Origin of the sequence: Microbacterium sp., assembly GCF_041641055.1 — a bacterium.
Lineage (GTDB): Bacteria > Actinomycetota > Actinomycetes > Actinomycetales > Microbacteriaceae > Microbacterium.
This window is the reverse complement of record NZ_JBEPZB010000002.1, coordinates 77,298-97,177: the sequence shown is the minus strand read 5'-3', so window position 1 is coordinate 97,177 and position 19,880 is coordinate 77,298. Positions and strand designations below refer to the sequence as shown.

Genomic DNA, 19,880 nt, shown 5'->3' with positions numbered 1-19,880 from the left:
AGGCTCCTTGAGGATTGTGTGCGGGACCCGGGGACACGCTGTTCTCGGGTCAGAATCAGGCGGCCCGGATGTACTTCTCCGGATCGGCGTCGAACAGGGGCGGGCAAGCAGAACAGCAGAACCAGTACCGTTCGCCGTCATAGTCTCGGTAAAGTCCCTGCGCCTCGGCGACGCTCTTGCTGACAGTGCTGCCCGTCATCACCGGACAGATGACGATATCGTCGGAGGGCGTACCTGCAGGCGCCTCATGGTGGTGTTCGTGATTCATGGCGATGATCCCTTGTCCGTTGTTGTCTCACCGAGAGGAGCAGCCCCTCGGCCAGTGGCGACGCTCAGCCCCTGACACCACCATCGTATACCCCGTATGGGTATGACAACAGTGAGTTCTGATCTTCTATTCCTGGTTGCCAGTCTCGACGCGGATCTTCATCGGGATCTCGACGTTGAGGCCGTCCTGCGAACGGTTGTCGACGACGGGGGTGGTACGCCGCGGCGCGATCCCATCAGCAGAGCCGAACCAGATTGTGGCGTCGGGGGTCGGGGCAGGTTCACGTTGATCGAGAGCACTGTCAGATGCTGCCTCGTGTGACGTTGCCGGTTCAGTCGCGGTAAGCGAGGACGGTCATCATCCCGGCTTCACCATGGTAGATGTTGTGGCAGTGGGTCATCCATCGACCGGGGTTGTCGGCGTCGAACTCTAGGTTGAGGGTCTGCCCGGGCAGCACAATGGACGTGTCCTTGCGGGGCCCGCCGCCGGTGTGCTGGTAGGCATGCCCGTGCAGGTGGAATGGGTGCCACATGTCGGTGTCGTTGGTGACGGTGAGTCGGACGCGCTCCCCCGCGACGATCGCGTGGGCGTCGCGAAGGGGGTCGTTCATATCGAACCGCTTGCCGTTGAAACCCCAGTCATACTTCGCCATGCTGCCGGTGAGGATCAGCTCGATGGTGCGGTCGGTGGCACGGCGGTCGAGCTGGGCATCTGAGGCGGCGGCGAAGAGCTCTGCGGTGGCCACCTGGCGCCCCTCCCCCAGTTCGGGGATCTCGACATCGACGGCCGGCGCCTGCCCGCCCCCGGTGCGGACGATGGCGAAGGCGCGTTCGCGTTTACCTTCCGCCTCAGCGATGAACGGGAACACTCCGTCGCTGAGGGTAACGATCACGTCGTAGCGTTCGCCCATGCCGATGAGCACGCTGTCAACTTCGAGCGGGTCGACGGGGTATCCGTCGGTGTGGGTGACGGTGAGCCGGTGCTCGCCGAGCGCGACGCGGAACGCGGTGTCTCCGCCCGCGTTGATCAGGCGGATGCGGACCCGGGTTCCGGGGGCGCCGGTGAACTGGGCGGGGTCGCCGGTGGGTTTGCCGTTGATCAGGTAGTGCGGGTAGTAGACGTCGCCGGCGTCACCGCCGAGCAGGTCGGAGTCGGCACCCATCAGCATGTTCCCCATCCGCATGAACATGTCCTCCATCCCGCCCATGTCCCCCATCCCCTTACGCAGCTCCTCGAGCACCTCGTCAGGGGTGGCGGTGACCCCGTCGAGCCAATCGTCGAGGATGATGACCCACTCGTCGTCGTAGCGGAGCGGTTCGTTCGGGTCCTCGACGATGAGCGCACCATACAGCCCACTGTCCAGCTGCGCGCCGACGTGCGGGTGGAACCAGTGCGTGCCCGGATCGGGGGCGATGAACTCGTACCGGAAGGAGTCGCCCGCGGCGATGGGCTGTTGGGTGAGCGGCGGGACGCCGTCCATGTCGTTGCGCAGCGCGAGCCCGTGCCAGTGCACGGACGTGTCGAAGGGGAGGTCGTTGCGGACGGTGGCTTGCAGGGTGTCGCCGGCACGGACGCGGAGTACGGGGCCGGGGATACTGCCGTAGGAGAACGTGGAGGCCGACGTCCCTGCCAGGTCCAGGGTCGCGGCCGCAGCGGTCAGGCTCGCGGTGACGACGCGGCCGGTGCTACGCCGGTCTTTCTCCGTGCGGTCGACGGCGGGCCCAGTGGGCGGCACCCACGTGGGGGTCGGGGTGCAGGAAGCGAGAGCGGCGACGGCAACGGCACCCACCCCGAGGGAGAGGAAGCCTCGCCTGGTCACCAGTAGCGGTGGGCGGGAGGTGGGAGTTGTCATGTTCTCACGGTTCCTTTCTGTTGAGGAGACACAGATGTCGAAGCGGCACCGGCACGGTCGGTCAGCCGTAGCCGGGCGACGGTGGCGGTGATGCTCAGCAGCACGACCACCGCGCCGAGCGCGATCGCGGCACCGGGGAGGGTGAGCAGGGGCACGAGGAGTCCGGCCAGCACGGTGGGGACGGACATGGCGAGGTAGGAGATCGTGTAGATGACCGCCATGACTCTCGCTCGCTGCTCGGGATCCACGTGCGGCAGCAGAGTACGCATCGCGCCCATGAAGGCGGTGCCGAAGCCCGCCCCGACGATCGCGACGCTGGCCAGGTAGCCGGGGAAGCTGTGCACAGACAGGGCGAGCACGCTGAACAGTGCGCCCAGACCTAGGGAGACCGTGCCGAACAGGCTGATGCGTCGCGGGCGGGAGCGGTGCAGCAGGAGCGCCGCGGCGACGCCGGCCGCGGCCAGCACGAGGATCGATAGGGCTTCCTCGACGTGGGTATGAGCCGCGAACTGAGTGGAGATGATCACCGGGCCCAGCGCGAGAAACATCCCGTTGGTGACCCATCCAGCGATCACGGCCGGGACGACGGAGACGAGGACGCGTCTCGTCGAGGCGGGCAGTCGCTTTCGCCGGGCCAAGGTAGGGCGCTCATCACGCAGCGGCGCGTGGTGCGGTTCCGGGATGGTCCCGGCGGTTCCGGCGATCAAGACGAACAGGGCGGCCAAGACCAGGAAGACGGTGCCGGCATCGATGCCCTGCAGATCAAGTAGTCCGGCCGCGGAGATCGCTCCGATGCCGAGCCCCGCCATCGGAGCGGCGGTGTTGGCCAGTGCGGCGGCCCCCGGTCGTCCGGCGGGTTCGAAGTCCACCATCATCGCGTTCAGGGCGGGGATGAGCAGTCCTGCCGCGAGCCCCTGTAGCGCGCGGGCGGTGAGCAGTTTGGTGAAGGAGTCGGCTGCCCAGAACAGCAGCAGGCTGGCGGCGAGCAGGAGGGCTCCGACGATCAGGACGCGGCGGCGGCCGAATCGGTCGGACGCGGATCCGAGCACGAGGAGTGCGATCAGGAGGGGGATGGCGTAGATCGCGAAGATGACGGTGGCGGCGACCGGCGGCAGTTGCAGGTCCTGGATGAGCTGAGGGTAGAAGGGAGAGGGTGCGGATGCCGCGGCCATCAGCAACACGGTGCCGGTGACGCTGAGACAGAAGCCGCCGCGTGCGCGGCTGGTCCGGGTGGGTGCGTTCATGCCGCCACCACGTGCAGCCGTGCCGAATTCTGATGCACCGCGGTGACCTGATCGATCCCGGTGACGCCGACGATCGTGTCGCCCGCCATGTGCATGACAAGGGTGTCCTCGAAGCGGGTGTGCTCGTTCGTGGTGGTGGTGTAGCCGATGCCGGAGATCACCGTGCCGTGGATCAGCGCGCCGTATGAGCTGCGCGGTCGGTACGGGCCGGGGTCGTCGCTGTCGAGGTGGTCGTGCAGCAGGGCGGCCGCCGCGTGGGCGCCCTGCGCGGCTGCGTCGGCCCAGTGGTCGATTCGCCAGGTGCCGAGGTGGTCGTCATGATGCGTCACGGCAGCGCCCGCGGCGTAGATGCCTGGTGTACCCGAGCGCAGGTGGTCGTCGACGTCGACTCCGCGGGTGAACGGGTGGGGTGCGGTCGGGAGGGCCCCCAGCGCGATGATGAGCAGGTCCGCTGAGAGGGTGGTGGTGTCGTCCAGGGTGATTCCCAGCAAGGGCCCGCGGTCGTGGAGCGCGGTGATGGTGCGTCCGAGGAAGGTCGTGACGCGCCCGCGGTGCGTGTCCGCGATGCGGGCGGCGAGGAGGGTGCCGAATGCGGCCTGTCCGGGAATGCGGGCACGGCTGATCAGGGCGGCGTGGTGTCCCGCCTCGCGGAGAGCGGAGACGGTCTCCGCGCCGGTGAATCCGCCCCCGTAGACCGCGACACGTTTCGGGCCAGGCCGGTGCGTAAGGATGTTCCGGATTCTGTCGGCGTCGTCCAGGGTGTGCAGGGTGAGAGTTCTCGGGGTGACGGCGGGATCATCGACGCCGGGGAGGGCGGGATCCAGCGGGCGGGGGTGGCTGCCGGTGGCCACAATGAGTGAGTCGAACGACAACTGAGCTCCCGTGCTCAGCTGTACCGTACGGGTGCACCGGTCGACACTGGTGACTGTGTCGCGGACGACAGTGATCTCGGGCAGGTGCGCCTGGATGCTCTCCGCGAGGGTAGGGCCGAAGGCGATGCCTGTGATGTGCATGCGGATGTAGGGAGTCTCATCGGTGCGAGCAACGAGGGTGACGGCAACACCGCCGCGTCGCGAGAGGACCTGTGCGGCGGCGACACCTGCGGCCCCGGCGCCGAGGATGACGACCTGGTGGACGGTCATGGGTACAGCTCGCTTCCGCTGAGAGGGGTCGGGGTCGCAGGGCTGCGAACGAGACGTGGTCAGGGCTGGATCAGCCGGGCGATAGCCACGGACATCGCCGTGATTGTCAGCTCGTCATCGAGGGTGCCGGTGGCTTTTGCGTGGCGGAGGTGGTCGTCGAGGAGGCTGAGCGCCACACCTTGCAGTGCGCGTTTGCTGGCGGAGATCTGGGTGAGGGTGTCGATGCAGGGGCGTTCCTGGTCGATCATGCGGGTGATGCCGCGGATCTGTCCCTCGAGGCGGCGGAGTCGGTTGCGGTAGGTGCGCGGGTCGGTGATGTAGCCGTCCGCGGCGGGTGTGGGGATGGTCATTGGTGGGGTGTCCGTGTCCCGGGCCCACACGACGGTGGTGTGGGCCCGGGAGTGAGGATCAGGCCATGGCGGCGGCGTACTTGGCCGGGTCCGCGTCGAACGCGGGACCGCAACCGGCGCAGCAGAAGTAGTACCGCTCGCCCTCGTAGTCGCGGAACAGGCCGGCGGCCTCGGCGGTGGCCTTGTTGACGGGGGTGCCGGTCATGACCGGGCAGGTCGTCATGTCAGCGCCGGTGGTGCCGTCGAGGAGGTTCTCGCGTCCGCCGGGGGCGGGGGCGCTGGTGCTGCAACAGCTGGTCATGGGTGGGTGTTCCTTTCGTGTGGTGATGGAGTGCGCTGGCGGGAATTGCCCGGTCAGCGCGCGATGCTCTTGAATCCGCGCAGACGCAGGCTGTTGCCAACGACGAACACGCTGGACAGGGCCATGGCGGCCCCGGCGAGCATCGGGTTGAGGAGGCCGAGAGCGGCGACCGGGATCGCAGCCGTGTTGTAGGCGAACGCCCAGAACAGGTTGGTCTTGATCGTGCCCAGGGTCTTGCGGGACAGGCGAATCGCGTCGGCGGCGCTGCGCAGGTCGCCGCGGACCAGGGTGATGTCGGATGCTTCGATCGCGACATCGGTGCCGGTACCCATCGCCAATCCCAGGTCGGCCTGCGCCAGGGCCGGGGCGTCGTTGACGCCGTCTCCGACCATCGCGACGACCTTGCCCTCGCCCTGCAGGCGGGTGACGACATCGACCTTGTCCTTGGGCATGACCTCGGCGATGACCTGGTCGATCCCGACCTCCGCGGCGATCTGGCGGGCGACCGCCTCGTTGTCGCCGGTGAGCAGCACCGGGGTCAGGCCCAGCGCCTTGAGCTGGGCGATGGCCTCCTTGCTGGTCGGCTTGACGGTGTCAGCGACGACGAGGATGCCGCGCGCGGCCCCGTCCCATCCGACGGCGACGACAGTCTTGCCCTCGCTCTCGGCCTGCGCCTTCGCGAACGCGACCTCGGAACTCAACTGCTGCGACCACTCGGCCAGCAGCGACTCCCGGCCCACGAGCAGCGCGTGCCCGTCGACGACACCCTGGACGCCCTTGCCTTCCAGGTTGGTGAACCCCTCCACGGCCGGCAGGGTGCCGGTCTCCTGGGTGGCGCCCTTGGCGATCGCCTGCGCGATGGGGTGCTCGGAGGCATCCTCGAGCGCGCCCGCGAGGCGCAGCAGCTCGTCGCGGTTCACACCGGGTTCGGTGACCACGTCGACCAGGGTCATCTTGCCGGTGGTGACGGTGCCGGTCTTGTCCAGCACCACGGTGTCAACCTTGCGGGTGGACTCCAGCACCTCCGGGCCCTTGATCAGGATGCCCATCTGCGCGCCACGGCCGGTGCCGACCAGCAGCGCGGTCGGGGTCGCAAGACCCAGAGCGCAAGGGCACGCGATCACGAGGACGGCGACGGCGGCGGTGAACGCGGCGGAGATCGGGAAGCCCGCACCCCACCAGGCGCCCAGCGCGATCACCGCGATGAGGATCGCGATCGGCACGAACACACCGGAGATCCTGTCAGCCAGGCGCTGCACCTCGGCCTTGCCGGTCTGGGCGTCCTCGACGAGCTTGGCCATCTGAGCCAGCTGCGTGTCGGAACCCACCCGGGTAGCGCGGATGACCAGGCGTCCGCCCGCGTTCACGGTGGCGCCGGTAACCGGGTCACCCTCGCCGACCTCGACCGGCACGGATTCGCCGGTGAGCATGGACGCGTCCACCGCGGAGGTGCCGGAGACGACGACACCGTCGGTGGCGATCTTCTCGCCCGGGCGGACGACGAACTCGTCCCCGACCTGCAGCTCGTCGACGGAGATCTTCGTCTCCACCCCATCGCGCAGGACCGCGACCTCCTTCGCGCCGAGCTCGAGCAGCGCGCGCAGCGCCGCCCCAGCCTGCCGCTTGGACCGCTTCTCGAAGTAGCGGCCGGCGAGGATGAACATCGTCACCCCGGCGGCGACCTCGAGGTAGATGTTCGCCGCCCCGTCAGAGGGCGCGAGAGTCAGCTCGAACGGGTGCGTCATCCCGGGGACGCCGGCGGTGCCGAAGAACAGGGCGTACAGCGACCACAGGAACGCCGCGGTGGTGCCCATCGAGATGAGCGTGTCCATCGTCGCCGCACCGTGGCGGAGGTTCGCCCAGGCGGCCTTGTGGAACGGGAACGCCGCCCACACGATCACCGGCGCGGCCAGCGCCAATGACGCCCACTGCCAGTAGGTGAACTGCAGCGCGGGGACCATCGCCATCGCGATGACCGGGACGCTGAGGATGATCGAGACGATCAGCCGGTTGCGCAGGCTGGTCAGCTCCGGGTCCGCGTCGTCCGCGTCCCCACCCTGGGTGGTGTCGTTCTTGGTCTTCTTCGGGGCCGGGAGCGCGGCGCTGTAGCCGGTCTTCTCGACCTCGGCGATCAGCAGCGCCGGGTCGTACCCGGCGGGCACGGTGACCTTCGCCTTCTCGGTGGCGTAGTTCACCGTCGCGGCGACGCCGTCGAGCTTGTTCAGCTTCTTCTCGATCCGCATCGCGCAGGAGGCGCAGGTCATCCCGCCGATCTGGAGTTCGACTGCGGAGTCCGCGGTCGAGCCTGCGGGGGCTGTGGTGCTCATGGTGTTCCTTCTTCTCTCAGATCACCGCGGGGCGGTCAGTGACCGTCGCCCGTGTCGCTGTGGGTGTCGTCCGTGTCCGTGCCGGTGCCGTGACCGGCGTCGACGACGAACTCGGCGGTGTGGACCTGCCCGTCGACCTGGAAGTCGAGGTAGAGCAGGTACCGGCCGGCGGTGGGCGCCTCGGCTGCGAACCGGATGTCTGGTCCGGCGGTGTCGCCGTCCTGCGGTTCGTCGCCTTCGGCGTGCACGTGCAGGTACGCCAGGTCGCCGTCGCGCAGCGCGACCAGGTGCCCGAAGGCGCCCAGGTACGGCTGCAGGGTAGTGACCGGCTGCCCGTCGCGGGCGACCGACAGGGTCAGCTCGGAGCTCTCCCCCGCGATCAGGTCCCCGTCGAGAGTGACCGTGTACCCATCGACCTCGCTGGTCGTGGACGTGGCGGTCGCCGGGTCCGGGGTGAACTCCCCCGCGACGTCGACCGTGCGGGTCAGGGTGACCTTGTCGGGGCCGTCGGTCACGTCCGGCACGAAGTCCGCGTAGATCCGGTAGGTGCCGGCCTCGGCCCACTCCCATGACGTCGACCAGGTGCCGGTGGCCTCATCGAACGTGGGGTGCACGTGCCGGAACTGGGTTCCGTCGGTGCGCACCGCGATCAGATGCAGATCCTTCTCGTGCGTGGTCTCGTACGCGGTCAGCGGCCTCCCGTCGGCGTCGAGGATCTGGAAGCTGAACACGCCGGTCTCGCCCGTGCCGGTTGGCGCGGTGATCGGGCTGAGTTCGTATCCATAGCCGGAGAGGGAGACGCCGGGGATGGTGGCGGTCGCGGTGGGGTCCGTGTCGGTCATGCCGGCGTGGTCGCCCATCGAGCTGTCGCTGGCGGCGGCCGTCCAGTTGGCGACGGCGCTGTCCGGGACGACAGCTGCCGCGATGCCGAACGCTGCGCCGAAGGCCACGACGACGCCGGCGCCGTAAAGGCTGAGTCGTCCCGCAGCGTTCATCAGGCGCGCACCGCCGAGTAGCCGGCCTCGTCGACAGCCGCCAGCACGGCGGCGTCATCGAGGTCGCTGGCGGACGAGACGACGAGCTTGCCGGTCTGCGCGCTCACCTCGATCTCGTCGACCCCGGGGATCTGCGAGACCTCTTCGCGAATGGACATCTCGCAGTGTCCGCACGTCATGCCGGTGACCTGGTACTCGCTGGTAGCCATGATGGGATTTCCTTTCGGGTCTCGGTGCGAGCCCATTTGTGGGCTCCGATCTACTCTAACACCCCTACCCCCGTAGGGTATTCCCGAACTGGGGATCCGATTCTGATCGCGCCACCGTCGCCACCAGGTCCCCGCAGCGGTCAGGGGATCGGCTCAGCCTCCATCACGAGCAATGCGAGGGCCCGGAGTGTGGACGTTTCCATCCTGGCCCCGTCCCACAACGCCGTCACACGAGTGACAAGCCCGTCCGTGTCGAGTTCCAGCCCTGTAATGCCTTGCGGCACAGGCGACGAGCCAGCGCGCCGCTCATAGCCACCGCCGCGGGAGAAGCCGAGCACGTGACGCACCGCCGAGCCGACGCCGTACGGAAGGAAGGTGACCGCTCGGTGCAGATAGCGCTCGATCGCCCGCCGTCCCTCGACGCGCGTGCGAAGCGTATGGTCCTCCCAGACGGCGGTGGGCGAGAGGAATCCCGCAACCGTTGCCGCGTCGCCATCCGCGAGCGCCTCTCAGGCCCCGGGCGACGCGCGTGATCGTGGGGTCGCTCGCATCCACCACCGCATCCTCGGCCAGTTGGGTGTCGAAGTGGGACTCCGGTGCGCGCATCGCACTGACCGGGTGCAGTCGGCCATCCCAGTAGTCCACATTTCGGTGTACGCGGCCCTGGCTGACGTCGATGGCGGAGGCAGCCCAGATCTCCGCCCCGAACATGTCATGAGTGTCGTAGGAGAACACCACGGCGCTGTGTTCGTCCCCGAGGACGCGCAGCAGATCAGCGCGTGAGTTCGGCCCGAAACCCGAGGCGAAGTTGCGCTCCGTGTCGGACATGCCTGGGTTGTCCATCCCGAAGCCCAACACGGCGTCGCGGAAGCGGGCCCGTTCGGCGTCGAACAGTGCCATCCATCTCGCGTGCCCCCGCTGCCCACCTGCGACTTGGCTTCGAAGAACTCCTGAAAGAAGGTCGCCGCAGCCGCAGTGGCGTGTGACGTGTCGGGCTCCGGGACCGGGCCGTGGATTGATGTGCTCATGATGCCTCCTGGTTAATTTGCCTCAAGCGTCAAGTTGGACGATAAGCAAAACTTGCCGCATCCGTCAAGTACGATGGTGGTCATGGTGAGAGCGGATGCGATGCGTAACCGGGAGCGGATCCGGGAGGCCGCGACCGTGGTGTTCCGCCGCAGCGGGATGAGCACGCCTCTCGACGAGGTCGCTGCAGAGGCGGGGGTGAGCAAGGGGACCATTTATCACCGCTTCACGAGCCGGGCAGGCCTTGTCGATGCCGTGGTGGAGACCGAGATCGAGCACCGCTTCCAGCGCGTGTTCGACGACGTCATGATCATCCAGGATCCCGGCCAGCGGTTGACGGCTTACCTCACCAGGATGTGGCAACTCGAATACGACGAGCCGATGGTGTGCGACGTGCTGGCTCAAGTCTGTCCCGATTCAACGAAGATGCAGCACGTGTGTCGGCTCGCATCCGAGCTCGCGTGTCGACTCTTGACTGACGCCCAGGCGCAGGGGGCAGTACGGGCAGACCTCACACCCGCCGACCTATACCACTTGCTGTGGAGCGTCGCGGTGGCGTTGCGGCAGGGACCTCTGCCGGAGCAACATGACTTCCTGCGACGCTGTCAGTACCAGCTGGACGGCATCCGTTGGGTGATATCCGCAGTAACGGCAGCCCCTCACGACACGCGTGCTGGGGCACCCAGCCCAGTGCGAACATCGGCCAAACGCGCAGAGTCATCTAGGGAGTGTCTGACAAAGGTCGCGAGCATCGGCTGAGAGCTTTGATTCCGTGTCGCGATTCCAGGTGCTTTCGGATGCTCAGTGGTCGTTGATCGAGTCGATGTTGCTCCGGACGACGGGTCGGCCGGGGCGGAAGTTCTCTGACGCGAGGCTGATGGTAGAGGCGATCATCTACCGGTATCGGTGCGGGATCGCGTGGCGTGACCTGCCCGAGGTGTTCGGGCCGTGGCAGACGGTGTGGACCTGGCATCATCGGACGGCCGCCGACGGGACCGGGGATCGGGTGCTCGCGAACGTCACCACCGTTGCAGATGCCGGCGGGATGATCGATTGGTCGCTGTCGGTGGACTCCACGATCGCTCGTGCCCATCAGCACGCGACCAATACGACCCGGCTCACAAGGGGCTGGGTCGAATTACACGAATCTGATGCTCGAGCCGCCTGATCATGGCATCGGTCGCTCCCGCGGTGGCCTTTCCACGAAGATCCACCAACTCGTCGACGGCAACGGGCTGCCACTGGTCACGCTGATCACGCCTGGCCAGGCCGGCGACTCACCGATGTTCCTGCCGCTTATGGCGCAACTGCGCGTCGCGCGCGAGAAGGGTCGGACGCGAACCCGACCAGATGCGGTCCTCGGCGATAAGGCGTACTCGTCCCGTGCGATCCGTGGACATCTCCGCGCCCGCGGGATCAAGGCGGTGATTCCGGAGCCGGACGATCAGAAGGGCCACCGCAAACGGCGAGGATCACGCGGCGGCAGGCCAGTCGCACTCGACGTCGCAGACTACAAAAGCCGAAACGTGATCGAGCGTCGCTACTGCCACATCAAGCAATGGCGCGGCCTCGCGACCCGCTACGACAAGCACGCCGTCATCTACCGCGCGGCGGTGGTCCTCAACGCGGTCATCGCGTGGACTCGAGAGCTTTCGAAGGCCTGATGCAGGTTTTCAGTCGCGATTCGGCTCCTCACCCGCCACGCTTCGTTCAGTAGATCATTCCCATCGCTGTTCGCACTTCCGTCAGCGTATCGATGGCGATTTCTTGCGCCCGCTCGTTGCCTTCGCGAACGACGGCCTCCGCGTCCCTCACCGTGAGCGCGCTCAGACGTGCGCGATGGTCAGCGAGATATTCGTTCACGGCTTCGGTGGTGAGTCGCTTGAGAGCGCCCGCACCAGCTGCGCCCACTTCGTCCGCAATGCTCTGCGGACTCCGCCCAAGCACGACCGCCGCTGTCGCCAGCAGACCAGAAACCCCGGCTCGGTTCTCCGGGTCATACGTGATCGTGCATTCAGAATCGGTGGGGGCGCGCTTGATGATCGCGGCGGTCTCATCGGCGGTCATGCCCAGCGCGATCGAGTTGCCATAGCTTTTCGACATCTTCCGCCCGTCGAGACCCAACAACTCGGGCGCGTCGGTGAGGAGAGCCGCTGGCTCAGGGAACACGTGCCCGTAACGTTCGTTGAACCGGCGCGCGATGGTGCGGCTGACTTCGACATGCGGCAGGTTGTCCTTCCCGACCGGAACGAGGTCGCCCTTGCAGAACAAGATGTCGGCGGCTTGATGCACCGGGTAGGTGAGAAGGAGGCCACTCAGCGCCCCGCCAGATGCGGCAAGCTCCGCTTTCACCGTGGGATTTCTACGCAGCTCGGCTTCTGTCACCAAACTGAGGAAGGGGCGCAGAAGCTGATTCAACGCCGGCACGGCTGAGTGAGTGAAGATCGTCGTCGACCGCGGGTCCAACCCAGCGGCGAGATAGTCGAGGACAGCACCGTAGACGTTCTCTCGGACGTTGCCGACTGTCAGCACACCGACGGCGGGCCCCGGCAGGACACCTCTATCGTCCTTCCGGGCCAGACCCTCACTGTCGATTTCGATGCCGACAACCCCGGTCAGTGGTTGGCGCATTGCCACAACATCTATCACGGGGAGAGCGGCATGATGGGCGTGATCGGCTATGAGGAGTGATCGATGGGAATCCTGACGATGAAGAGGCAGCAGGTGGCGCGCGCCTGGCGGCGCGCGGAGACAATCCGTTCCAGAATTGCGCGTGCTGCCGCTCTCCTGGCGGGGATCACGATGGCGGCGACCGCGTTTACAGGATGTGCCGCGGAAGACCTGTCGGTCGACGCCTCGAACGACTTCGACCAGATCGCCGAGACCTACGGCCTGGATGGGCCTGATGCGCGGACTGTGATCGAGACGCTTGAGGCCATGCCGCTGGACGCACGTCCCACCGGCCTCATCGCCTCGTGCAACCCGACGCGCTTGTCCTGTCGGACCAGTCGACGGGGCCGAGGCCGCGCTGCCCCTCCCTGAGGGCGAGTTCTATCTGTCCATTGCTCCGTACCTCGGGCAGACACACGAGTGCTTTTCCCACAGTCTGACAACGTGCGTGGGGGAACTTCGTGGCGAGGATGTCTCTGCGCTCATCACCGATCGGGTGGACGGAACGGTGCTGTTCGACGGTCGTGTGACCACGAACGACAATGGGTTCGTCGGCGTCTGGCTTCCCCGCGAGAAGGACGCGACGATCACGGTCGACTATGCGGACCAGACGGCGACTGCACTGGTGTCCACCGACGGCGATTCGCCCACGTGCCTGACGACGTTGCGCCTCTCCTGACGTTCCGAGACAGCTGTACCCGGCGGGCTGTGAGACGGGCGGGTTCCGTTCGACGCTTTCATCGTCGCGAATCGACAACACCGCGTGAATGCGATACCATCGCTATATGGCGATGAATGAACGGGCTGCAGAGCGTCTGGACGAGAGCGCGGGCGAAGTGTACGCGCACCTGTTCCAAGCGCTGGCAGAACCGACACGGCTTGCGATCCTGCAGCACCTCGCTTCAGGCGAGCATCGGGTGCGGGATCTCGTTCGGCACATGGGCTTCGCGCAATCGACGGTCAGCAAGCACCTCGGCTTCCTGGCCGAGTGTCAGCTCGTCCGTGCTCGATCCGCCGGCCGAGCGTCCTGGTACTCGTTGGCTCAACCCGAGCGTCTGAGCACGATCATCACCGCCACGGAAGAGCTTCTGGGAGCGACAGGCGCACGCGTGGTGTTGTGCGCCCACCTCAGAAACCCGCAGGTCACAACCACCGAGCAGAAGGAGAAATAGGCAGACATGGGAATCGGACACAATCACGACCACGGGGGCGGAGACGGCGGAGTACAGACCGCTACTGCAGGACACCGACGTCGGCTGATGATGGTGCTTGGCATCTACTTGACCATCATCGCCGCGGAGCTCATCGGGTCATGGATCACGGGCAGCCTTGCCCTCATGGCCGAGGCCATGCACATGGCGATCGATGGCAGCGGCATCTTGATCGCATTGATCGCGACCTACCTCGCGACGCGCAAGCCGTCGAGCAAGCGTACGTACGGCATGATGCGAGCGGAGATCGTCGCGGTTCTCATCAACTGTCTGCTCCTGTTCACCCTGGGAGGATTCATCCTCTTCGAGGCGGTCGATCGCTGGTTCAACCCCGAAGATGTCGAGGGTGGCGGCGTGATCGCCTTCGCGATCGTCGGTCTGATCGGTGCGTCCATCTCCCTAATCATCCTCAGTCGAGGCGCCAAGGAGAGTCTGAACGTCAAGGCGGCCTTCCTCGAGGTCATGAGCGACGGAATCGGCGCAGCAGCGATCATCGTCTCGGGCATCCTCAACGTCACCATCGGTTGGCAGCAGGGCGACGCGATCGCCGCCGCCGCGATCGGCGTGATCATCCTCCCCCGCGCATTCATGCTGCTGAAGCAAGCCATCAACATCATCCTCCAGGGCGTCCCCGATGGAATCGACATCGAGGAAGTACGTGGCGAAATCGAGGGCACCGCCGGCGTGAAGGCCGCCCACAGCCTCCATGTGTGGGCGCTCACCAGCGGCGTGTTCGTCTTGAGCGCGCACATCGTCCTTGACGACGAGGCCGCCGCGAACGGATCGGGCACGCAGGTGCTGGACGAACTCACGGAGAGCATGCGAGAGCACTTCCGCATCGAGCACTCGACCTTCCAGATCGAGGAAGACGGACACCTCGAGCATGAAGGTGCGATGCACCGGGACCTCGCAGGTCTCACCACGACGCCATCTGTCAGCGGTGGGCAGCACGCGGGCCACAGTCACTGACCAGCCCGCGTTGAAGGGGGCGGGTTCCGCGAAAGCGGACCCGCCCCCTTCAACGCGTTGTCATCCCGCTGCGGGAATTGCGCGTCACGATCCGAATGCATATCATCGTCGCAAGGCGATGATTAGCGTGCGAAACGGATGCGGACGACGCGGGCCAGATACGACGGCAGGAGACAACGTGGGGGCAGGGCACGAGCACGCAATCGTCACCGAAGAGACGGTGGGACAAGCCGGAGACTACCGCCGCAAGCTCCTCATCGCCTTCAGCATCACGGCCACGATCGTCGTCGCGCAGGCTGTGGGGTCGATTGTCACCGGCAGCTTGGCGCTGCTGACGGATACCGCCCACGCTGTGACCGATGCGTCAGGTCTCCTGATCGCTCTCATCGCCGCGACCCTGATGCTTCGCCCATCGAACGCGCGCCGGACCTGGGGATTCCGCCGCATCGAGGTCATAGCGGCGCTCGGACAGTCAACCCTGCTGCTCGTCGTCGGGACATACGCCGCTGTGGAAGGGGTCAAACGTCTCTTCGAGCCGCCGGACGTCCCTGCGGCGGAACTGCTGGTGTTCGGGATCGTCGGATTGATCGCCAACGTCGTCTCCATCATGATTCTCTCCTCCAGCCGAGGCGCGAACTTCAACATGCGCGCGGCGTTCCTGGAAGTCCTCAACGACGCGCTCGGATCACTGGGCGTGATCGTGGCCTCCATCGTGATCGCCACAACCGGGTTCATGCAGGCCGACGCGATCGCGGGCCTGTTCATCGCGGCGCTCATCGTGCCCCGAGCGTTCATGCTGATGCGGGAGACCACCGGTGTGCTGATGGAGTTCACGCCGAAGGGATTGGACTTGGATCAGGTGCGGGTGCACATCCTCGCTCTGGATCACGTCAAGAGCGTCCATGATCTTCACGCGTCGACGGTCGCCACGGGACTCACCACCATCACGGCGCACGTCGTCGTCGAGGACGAGTGCTTCACTGATGGGCACGCGGTCGACATGCTCCGCGAAGTGAAGAGGTGTGTTGCCGAGCACTTCGAGATCTCCGTGCGGCATTCGACGTTCCAGATTGAGACCGAGCACATCGGCGACGACGAACCCGACGCCGTGATGCACCCTTGATCGCGTTCGCCCGGTGCGCTCAGCCCCCGATGTGCTGGCCGACGCGATCGCTCCAGTTCTCGATCGCATCGTCGTCGATGGCGGAGACTCCCACCAATGTTCCGTCCGCGTCCACGTGGAGCGTGGCGCCCCCGCTGTCCGGAACATCCTTGATGAGGGCCGGTGCCGTCCTTCCGACCCCACGGATCGCCTTCTCGTACACGAGTGCGTCCCACGAGCTTCGCGCCACGTAGGGCTCCTGCGCGGGACCCAAGCCGACGTCCGACAACAGCACTCGCGCCGCGTGCTCTCCTTGCGCAGCGCTGTCGTCCCAGTGGTCGATCCGCCAGCTCTCGTTCCCCGCTCCGCGCCAGGTCGCCACTCCGCCCGCCGCGTAGACGCCGCCGACAGGGCCTCTCCCCCATTCATCGACCGGGACGCCGCTCGGCCACGGGAGCGGCGCCTGCGGTTCCGATCCGACTGCGACGATCATGAGGTCCGCGTCGAGCGTCTCCTCGTTCTCGAGCCGGACGCTCACCTGCTCGGCCGCCACGCTCACCGACGCGATCGCGCTCCCGAAACGGACGGACACGCGATCGCGATGCGCATCCGCGATCTCCCTCGCAAGCGCCATGCCGAACGCCGACGCCCCCGGCTGTGCGCTGCGCGCCACCAGGGTGACGTCGTGACCGTCCGCGTGCAGCGCCGATACTGTCTCGGCCGCAGTGAAGCCGGAACCGTAGACGATGACTCGGCGGGGCGCTCCACTCGCTGTGAGCAGCGCGTTCACCCGCACTCCGTCCTCGACTGAGTACAGAGGGGTCACACGGTCCGCTCCTAAAGGATGGCCGATCACGCGGACCTCGACGTCCAGCGGGAGCGCGACGCCGCCTGTCGCGACGATAAGGGAGTCGTACTCTAGCTGTGCACCGGCGGTGAGTCGGGCCTCTTTCGCGACGGGATCGATCGAGATGACGGTGTCTTTCACCACCGCGACGTCTGGGAGTGGGAGGGCGATCTGTTCGGGGCCGATGCGACCGTGCGCCACGCCCTTCACGTACACGCGATTCGACGGCGTTTCACCGGTACGAGCAACGAGAGTGAGGTCGATCTGGGGCACCGATGCGAGCGTTCGCGCGGCAGACGTTCCTGCGGATCCGGCTCCCACGATGAGTACGCGGTGCTTCGTCATATTCTTCCCGCTTTCGTTCAGGTAGGTAAGGTGACGCTTACCTCAAAGCTATTCGAGACCCGCGGCTCAGAATGGAGCATAAGACGCACCTTCAGGGCCCGGAGGCGCATCTTTCACGGGCTGACGGGCGGCGACCTCAACTACTACTTCAGTTACGCCCACGCATGTCACCACCATTCGCTCGGGTTGGATCCTTCAAGAGGGCTTGCGCCGGAGTCGATGGTCACCAGAGACCTCATTCACCGCGTGTGCGAAGTCTCTGCGAGCACCGTGAGCGATCCGCTGACGTCGCGACCGGTCATCATCCCCTATGGCGCGCCGTCATAGGACATCGCACGCCCCGACGCATGGTCCAGGGCGTGCGATGAGCGAACGCCGTCACGGCGAGGTCAGGCCCCGACGCGCTCCCGTTCGCGCGTCGGCACGGCGGTCGGCGGGTCGAGCTTCCGTGCTACGGACGGCCGGCGAGCGGCGCGGACGCCGTTCAGGATGACGAGCACCTCGGCGATCTCGTGCACGAGGACGACACCGGCCAGACCGAGAACTCCGAACAGTGCGAGCGGGAAGAGGACGACGATGATCGCCAGGGCGAGGCCGATGTTCCACGTCATGATCCGTCTTCCGCGCCGCGCATGGGAGAGCGCCCCGGGGATGAGCCTGAGATCGTGGCCGGTGAAGGCGACGTCGGCGGATTCGATCGCTGCCGCAGAGCCTTGGACGCCCATAGCGATCCCCACGGTGGCGGACGCCAGGGCAGGCGCGTCGTTGATGCCATCGCCGACCATAGCCACAGGGGACCTCACTGCCAGAGACATGACGGCATCGGCCTTGTCCGTCGGCAGCAGTTCGGCCCGAACGTCCGCGATGCGCGCCTCAGCGGCGATCGCGCGGGCCGTGCGACTGTTGTCACCGGTGAGCATCGCCGTCTCGATCCCCATCTCCGCCATCAGCCGGACGGTCTCCGCCGACTCAGGCCGCAGTTCATCACGCACGCCGATGAGTCCGGCGAATCGCCCGTCCGCTTCCACGACGACAACCGTCATACCCTGTTCCGCCATGTTCTCGGCGACTTCGCGATGCGTGCCGGGATCGATCCAGCGGGTGCTTCCGACTCTCACCCGGGTGCCGTCGACGTATCCTGTCAGTCCGCTCCCGGCATCCTCCTCGACGTCGCGCCCCGGCTGGACGCCCGGAGCGGCGGCGAGGATCGCGGACGCGAGAGGATGGGTGCTGGAGGACTCCAGCGCGGCAGCGAGGGAGAGAACCTGCTCCTGCGTGCGTCCGCTGGCGACGACTTCCACGATCTGAGGCGTGTTGCGGGTGAGGGTTCCGGTCTTGTCGAACGCGACGATGCGGATGGTCCCCAGCTGTTCGAACGCCTGCCCGGACTTGATGACCACCCCGTACTTCGACGCGGAGCCGATAGCGCTGATCACCGTGACCGGCACGGCAATCGCCAGTGCGCACGGGGACGCGGCCACCAGGACGACCAGAGCCCGCTCGATCCAGGTGGTCGGGTCGCCGACGATGAATCCGAAGACTCCGACCAACGCGGCGACGACGAGCACTGTCGGCACCAGTGGGCGGGCGATCCGGTCCGCGAGCCGCGCACGCTCCCCCTTGCGTGCGTGCGCCTGCTGCACCAGCGCCACGATCTGAGTGAGCGAATTGTCCCTGCCGTCGGCGGTCGCTTCGATCCGCAGCGTGCCGGAGCCGTTGACCGCACCTGCGGGGATCGGGTCGCCGGGGCGGGCGGGCACAGGGATGGACTCACCCGTCACGGCAGACGTGTCGAGGCTCGAGGAGCCGCTGACGACGACACCGTCAGTGGCGACCCGTTCGCCGGCGCCAACGACGAGGACATCCCGCTCCCGCACGTCGGTGACGAGAACCATCTCCTCTCTGCCGAACCGCGATACGCGCGTGGTCTCCGGTATCAGCGACAACAACGCCCGCAGGCCCTCCTTCGCTCGATCCATGGCACGATCTTCCAGCGCCTCGGCGAGGGAGAACAGGAAGGCGAGGGCGGCCGCCTCCCCGACGTGACCGAGGAGCACGGCACCGGCAGCGGCGATCGTCATGAGCAGTCCCACGCCCATTCGTCCGCGAATCAGCCGTCGCATCGTCCCCGGGACGAAGGTGTATCCGCCTGCAAGGAGCGCGATCCACTGCAGTGCCGTCGCCCCCACGGCGACGCCGCCCCACTCCAGCCCGTATCCGACGGCGAGGGTGAGGCCGGACAGGGCCGACGGCAGCAGGGCGATGTCTCGCCACCATCGTGGCCGCGACGTAGGCTCGTCGGCGGCCTGGCCGCTGCCGAACAGCGGAGGGAGCGCGGGCCCGCAGCACGCATCCCCTTCCCCGTCCGGTTGACGACCATCCGTGTCCGAGGGCTTCGGTGATTCCTTCCTCGGCGCAGGCTCATCAAGGTCGCAGCATTCGGCGCTCATCGCGTCTCCATTCGTCGGGTTCTCTGTTTCTGGGCACGATCGACTTCGCGATGCGTCTGGCAGCGACGTGCTCTAGAAGGCCGTAATCGCGGCGGCACCGCACCCGGGTGTCGTGCACTCGGGGTCGATGCACTCCTCGCTCTCGTCGATGGCGAGGGTGACGTCGACCAGTGCGCCGAGGGCGACGCCGAGATGCGGATCGGCGATCTCGTACCGTGTCTGCCGCCCTTCGGGCTCGGCGACGACGATGCCGCACCCGCGTAGGCAGGCAAGATGGTTGGACACGTTCGTGCGTGTGAGGCCGAGGTCGCGTGCCAGCACAGCAGGGTAACCCGGGGACTCGAGCAGAGACAGCAGGATCCGAGATCGGGTCTGATCGGCCATGGCACGGCCGAGTCGATTCATCGCGTCCACACGTGAGGCAATAGTCAGCATAGGGTGACCATACACTAGATGCTGATCTATCGACAATGGGGGGTATCATCGAATTGCGGTGATGAGAACGAGCGATTTGACCGCAGCTGTCCGGGTGCAGGAAGCGATCAGCGGTGGCACGCAACAGGCGTTGTCGA

21 protein-coding genes are annotated in these 19,880 nt (G+C 66.7%); 8 read left to right on the top strand and 13 right to left on the bottom strand.

The genetic code is table 11. From position 1 onward, the window contains the following. Nucleotides 1-55 precede the first annotated feature (55 nt). From ACESK8_RS01895 to ACESK8_RS01855, 9 genes are all read right to left on the bottom strand, one after another. Nucleotides 56-268: a YHS domain-containing protein gene (locus ACESK8_RS01895; RefSeq protein WP_347125483.1), complete on the bottom strand. Its 213-nt coding sequence runs from the start codon at nucleotides 266-268 to the stop codon at nucleotides 56-58. A gap of 331 nt (nucleotides 269-599) precedes the next feature. After that, the gene (locus ACESK8_RS01890) at nucleotides 600-2,120 is read right to left on the bottom strand and encodes a multicopper oxidase family protein (RefSeq protein ID WP_347125481.1); all 1,521 of its coding nucleotides are present in this window, start codon (nucleotides 2,118-2,120) and stop codon (nucleotides 600-602) included. Continuing rightward, entirely contained in the window at nucleotides 2,117-3,364 is a 1,248-nt protein-coding gene (locus ACESK8_RS01885) for an MFS transporter (protein WP_347125479.1), read from the bottom strand. The genes ACESK8_RS01890 and ACESK8_RS01885 overlap by 4 nt, the downstream gene beginning before the upstream one ends. Beyond that, nucleotides 3,361-4,506 carry an NAD(P)/FAD-dependent oxidoreductase gene (locus ACESK8_RS01880; protein WP_347125477.1) on the bottom strand — a complete coding sequence of 382 codons (1,146 nt, stop codon included), beginning with the start codon at nucleotides 4,504-4,506 and terminating at the stop codon, nucleotides 3,361-3,363. The genes ACESK8_RS01885 and ACESK8_RS01880 overlap by 4 nt, the downstream gene beginning before the upstream one ends. A 59-nt stretch (nucleotides 4,507-4,565) precedes the next feature. After that, entirely contained in the window at nucleotides 4,566-4,856 is a 291-nt protein-coding gene (locus tag ACESK8_RS01875; RefSeq protein ID WP_347125475.1) for a metal-sensitive transcriptional regulator, read from the bottom strand. A 58-nt stretch (nucleotides 4,857-4,914) separates the two neighbouring features. Continuing rightward, nucleotides 4,915-5,157 (bottom strand): YHS domain-containing protein, encoded by a 243-nt coding sequence (locus ACESK8_RS01870; RefSeq protein WP_347125473.1) that lies wholly within the window; start codon nucleotides 5,155-5,157, stop codon nucleotides 4,915-4,917. 53 nt (nucleotides 5,158-5,210) lie between these two features. Continuing rightward, nucleotides 5,211-7,484 (bottom strand): heavy metal translocating P-type ATPase, encoded by a 2,274-nt coding sequence (locus tag ACESK8_RS01865; RefSeq protein ID WP_347125471.1) that lies wholly within the window; start codon nucleotides 7,482-7,484, stop codon nucleotides 5,211-5,213. Between the two features lie 35 nt (nucleotides 7,485-7,519). Then, on the bottom strand, nucleotides 7,520-8,479 hold the full coding sequence (locus tag ACESK8_RS01860; protein WP_347125469.1) for a heavy-metal-associated domain-containing protein: 960 nt from the start codon (nucleotides 8,477-8,479) through the stop codon (nucleotides 7,520-7,522). Beyond that, complete coding sequence (locus ACESK8_RS01855; protein WP_347125467.1) at nucleotides 8,479-8,688, bottom strand: heavy-metal-associated domain-containing protein; 210 nt, start codon at nucleotides 8,686-8,688, stop codon at nucleotides 8,479-8,481. The genes ACESK8_RS01860 and ACESK8_RS01855 overlap by 1 nt, the downstream gene beginning before the upstream one ends. A gap of 1,110 nt (nucleotides 8,689-9,798) precedes the next feature. Here ACESK8_RS01855 and ACESK8_RS01850 point away from each other — a divergent pair. Then, nucleotides 9,799-10,473: a TetR/AcrR family transcriptional regulator gene (locus tag ACESK8_RS01850; protein ID WP_347125463.1), complete on the top strand. Its 675-nt coding sequence runs from the start codon at nucleotides 9,799-9,801 to the stop codon at nucleotides 10,471-10,473. Nucleotides 10,474-10,486: 13 nt separating this feature from the next. Then, a protein-coding gene (locus tag ACESK8_RS01845; protein ID WP_347125461.1) for an IS5 family transposase occupies nucleotides 10,487-11,378 on the top strand; the annotation gives its coding sequence in 2 pieces (ribosomal slippage) (nucleotides 10,487-10,837 and nucleotides 10,839-11,378; 891 coding nt in all). A gap of 46 nt (nucleotides 11,379-11,424) precedes the next feature. On the opposite strand, the gene trpS is transcribed toward ACESK8_RS01845, so the two are convergent. Beyond that, complete coding sequence (gene trpS, locus ACESK8_RS01840; RefSeq protein WP_347125951.1) at nucleotides 11,425-12,294, bottom strand: tryptophan--tRNA ligase; 870 nt, start codon at nucleotides 12,292-12,294, stop codon at nucleotides 11,425-11,427. On the opposite strand from trpS, the gene ACESK8_RS01835 reads away from it, so the two are divergent. The 6 genes from ACESK8_RS01835 (at nucleotide 12,193) to ACESK8_RS01810 (ending at nucleotide 15,687) form a co-directional block, all read left to right on the top strand. Beyond that, on the top strand, nucleotides 12,193-12,405 hold the full coding sequence (locus tag ACESK8_RS01835; RefSeq protein ID WP_347125949.1) for a multicopper oxidase domain-containing protein: 213 nt from the start codon (nucleotides 12,193-12,195) through the stop codon (nucleotides 12,403-12,405). The genes trpS and ACESK8_RS01835 overlap by 102 nt on opposite strands. A 3-nt stretch (nucleotides 12,406-12,408) precedes the next feature. Further along, nucleotides 12,409-12,756, top strand: a complete 348-nt coding sequence (locus tag ACESK8_RS01830; RefSeq protein WP_347126037.1) for a hypothetical protein — start codon at nucleotides 12,409-12,411, stop codon at nucleotides 12,754-12,756. Then, on the top strand, nucleotides 12,644-13,063 hold the full coding sequence (locus ACESK8_RS01825; RefSeq protein WP_347125459.1) for a CueP family metal-binding protein: 420 nt from the start codon (nucleotides 12,644-12,646) through the stop codon (nucleotides 13,061-13,063). The genes ACESK8_RS01830 and ACESK8_RS01825 overlap by 113 nt, the downstream gene beginning before the upstream one ends. A gap of 106 nt (nucleotides 13,064-13,169) precedes the next feature. Then, nucleotides 13,170-13,556: a metalloregulator ArsR/SmtB family transcription factor gene (locus ACESK8_RS01820; protein WP_347125457.1), complete on the top strand. Its 387-nt coding sequence runs from the start codon at nucleotides 13,170-13,172 to the stop codon at nucleotides 13,554-13,556. A gap of 6 nt (nucleotides 13,557-13,562) precedes the next feature. After that, nucleotides 13,563-14,564, top strand: a complete 1,002-nt coding sequence (locus ACESK8_RS01815; RefSeq protein ID WP_347125455.1) for a cation diffusion facilitator family transporter — start codon at nucleotides 13,563-13,565, stop codon at nucleotides 14,562-14,564. A gap of 178 nt (nucleotides 14,565-14,742) precedes the next feature. Beyond that, on the top strand, nucleotides 14,743-15,687 hold the full coding sequence (locus tag ACESK8_RS01810) for a cation diffusion facilitator family transporter (protein WP_372967101.1): 945 nt from the start codon (nucleotides 14,743-14,745) through the stop codon (nucleotides 15,685-15,687). Nucleotides 15,688-15,706: 19 nt separating this feature from the next. Here ACESK8_RS01810 and ACESK8_RS01805 read toward each other — a convergent pair whose 3' ends face one another. The 3 genes from ACESK8_RS01805 to ACESK8_RS01795 form a co-directional block, all read right to left on the bottom strand. Beyond that, nucleotides 15,707-16,858, bottom strand: a complete 1,152-nt coding sequence (locus ACESK8_RS01805; protein WP_347125451.1) for an NAD(P)/FAD-dependent oxidoreductase — start codon at nucleotides 16,856-16,858, stop codon at nucleotides 15,707-15,709. A gap of 389 nt (nucleotides 16,859-17,247) precedes the next feature. Then, nucleotides 17,248-19,308: a cation-translocating P-type ATPase gene (locus ACESK8_RS01800; RefSeq protein WP_347125449.1), complete on the bottom strand. Its 2,061-nt coding sequence runs from the start codon at nucleotides 19,306-19,308 to the stop codon at nucleotides 17,248-17,250. Between the two features lie 72 nt (nucleotides 19,309-19,380). After that, nucleotides 19,381-19,743 (bottom strand): metalloregulator ArsR/SmtB family transcription factor, encoded by a 363-nt coding sequence (locus tag ACESK8_RS01795; protein WP_347125447.1) that lies wholly within the window; start codon nucleotides 19,741-19,743, stop codon nucleotides 19,381-19,383. Nucleotides 19,744-19,880 lie beyond the last annotated feature (137 nt).

Bases quoted from the DNA above. Each gene is read 5' to 3' on its own strand.
- ACESK8_RS01895 (WP_347125483.1), bottom strand. From the start codon at position 268: ATGAATCACGAACACCACCATGAGGCGCCTGCAGGTACGCCCTCCGAC.
- ACESK8_RS01890 (WP_347125481.1), bottom strand. From the start codon at position 2,120: ATGACAACTCCCACCTCCCGCCCACCGCTACTGGTGACCAGGCGAGGC.
- ACESK8_RS01885 (WP_347125479.1), bottom strand. From the start codon at position 3,364: ATGAACGCACCCACCCGGACCAGCCGCGCACGCGGCGGCTTCTGTCTC.
- ACESK8_RS01880 (WP_347125477.1), bottom strand. From the start codon at position 4,506: ATGACCGTCCACCAGGTCGTCATCCTCGGCGCCGGGGCCGCAGGTGTC.
- ACESK8_RS01875 (WP_347125475.1), bottom strand. From the start codon at position 4,856: ATGACCATCCCCACACCCGCCGCGGACGGCTACATCACCGACCCGCGC.
- ACESK8_RS01870 (WP_347125473.1), bottom strand. From the start codon at position 5,157: ATGACCAGCTGTTGCAGCACCAGCGCCCCCGCCCCCGGCGGACGCGAG.
- ACESK8_RS01865 (WP_347125471.1), bottom strand. From the start codon at position 7,484: ATGAGCACCACAGCCCCCGCAGGCTCGACCGCGGACTCCGCAGTCGAA.
- ACESK8_RS01860 (WP_347125469.1), bottom strand. From the start codon at position 8,479: ATGAACGCTGCGGGACGACTCAGCCTTTACGGCGCCGGCGTCGTCGTG.
- ACESK8_RS01855 (WP_347125467.1), bottom strand. From the start codon at position 8,688: ATGGCTACCAGCGAGTACCAGGTCACCGGCATGACGTGCGGACACTGC.
- ACESK8_RS01850 (WP_347125463.1), top strand. From the start codon at position 9,799: ATGGTGAGAGCGGATGCGATGCGTAACCGGGAGCGGATCCGGGAGGCC.
- ACESK8_RS01830 (WP_347126037.1), top strand. From the start codon at position 12,409: ATGGGAATCCTGACGATGAAGAGGCAGCAGGTGGCGCGCGCCTGGCGG.
- ACESK8_RS01820 (WP_347125457.1), top strand. From the start codon at position 13,170: ATGGCGATGAATGAACGGGCTGCAGAGCGTCTGGACGAGAGCGCGGGC.
- ACESK8_RS01815 (WP_347125455.1), top strand. From the start codon at position 13,563: ATGGGAATCGGACACAATCACGACCACGGGGGCGGAGACGGCGGAGTA.
- ACESK8_RS01805 (WP_347125451.1), bottom strand. From the start codon at position 16,858: ATGACGAAGCACCGCGTACTCATCGTGGGAGCCGGATCCGCAGGAACG.
- ACESK8_RS01800 (WP_347125449.1), bottom strand. From the start codon at position 19,308: ATGAGCGCCGAATGCTGCGACCTTGATGAGCCTGCGCCGAGGAAGGAA.
- ACESK8_RS01795 (WP_347125447.1), bottom strand. From the start codon at position 19,743: ATGCTGACTATTGCCTCACGTGTGGACGCGATGAATCGACTCGGCCGT.